Source organism: Campylobacter troglodytis (assembly GCF_006864425.1).
GTDB lineage: Bacteria > Campylobacterota > Campylobacteria > Campylobacterales > Campylobacteraceae > Campylobacter_D > Campylobacter_D troglodytis.
In genome coordinates this window covers 1-995 of sequence record NZ_QHLI01000172.1, presented here as the reverse complement: position 1 = coordinate 995, position 995 = coordinate 1, and the positions used below count along the sequence as shown (strand labels likewise).

Below are 995 nucleotides of genomic sequence, written 5' to 3'. Positions count from 1 at the left end.
ATCTTTGAAAGAAAAATTTAAATGCCCAAAGTAAGCAAGAATTCAACATCTTTGAAAGAAAAATCTTTAAATGTCAAATCAACTAAGAATTCAAAATATTTGAAAGAAAAATCTTTGAAAGAGAGCTTTAAATGCCAAATCAAGTAAAAATTCAAGCCCTAGATACTCAAGGACACCCTATAAACAAGCTTAAAGATTTCATAAAGCTATACATAAATAGCCCCAAGGATGAAATGCTTAAAATTGATTGCACAAAAGAAAAAGAAGATGGCATTTATGTCTTTGATATAGATGATTCTATGGATACACTTTCTCGCATTTTTGTGCGATTAACACAAGATCTTAAAAAAGATAAAATCATTTATCTAAAAGAGCCTCATTTTTTACACCCAACTTGTGCACAAATAAATATTTTAGAATGTATGCTAGATACAAAAAAGCCCATCCCCTTTGTCTTTACTGATGCTGTGAATTTAGCCTTCATAGGAGCTATCAAGGCTTATAAGTTAAATGACTTAGACAGGGCTCATTTTTACAAGAACACTTATAAGGCTAGGTTTGATAATACTTTAAAAAGCTATAAAAACAATTTTAAAGATGAAATTTACACCATAGATACAAATCAAAGCATAAGCTTACAAGCCTTTATAGTTAAAAGCTCGGTTAATAAAAGCCTAAATGAGAATTTAAAGGACTTGAATTTAAAGCAAATCAAATGGGGCTATAAGATCATTAGTAGCACCTTAAAAACAAGTCTTAATAACTATGCTAAAATAAACACAGAAAAAGATCTAAGCTTACTTAAAGATAAAGAAGGAGAGCTTATAAGCTTGAATTTAAATGAAATAAAGCAAGATTTTATGGCAAATGAGCATATCCTTGATAATAGTGGCAACAATATAATCTTTTTTGCCTACACAAAAGAAAATGGCAAGGTGCATAATCTTTCTTACACACAACCACCCCTACCAGCTAGGATTAAAACAGTTCAGTGT

Annotated in this window: 1 protein-coding gene; it reads left to right on the top strand. The window is 30.1% G+C overall.

Going from position 1 to position 995, the window contains the following annotated elements:
• Nucleotides 1–131 precede the first annotated feature (131 nt).
• Nucleotides 132–995, top strand: an 864-nt coding sequence (locus DMC01_RS12580) for a hypothetical protein (protein WP_142694523.1), incomplete at its 3' end; no start/stop codon positions are given.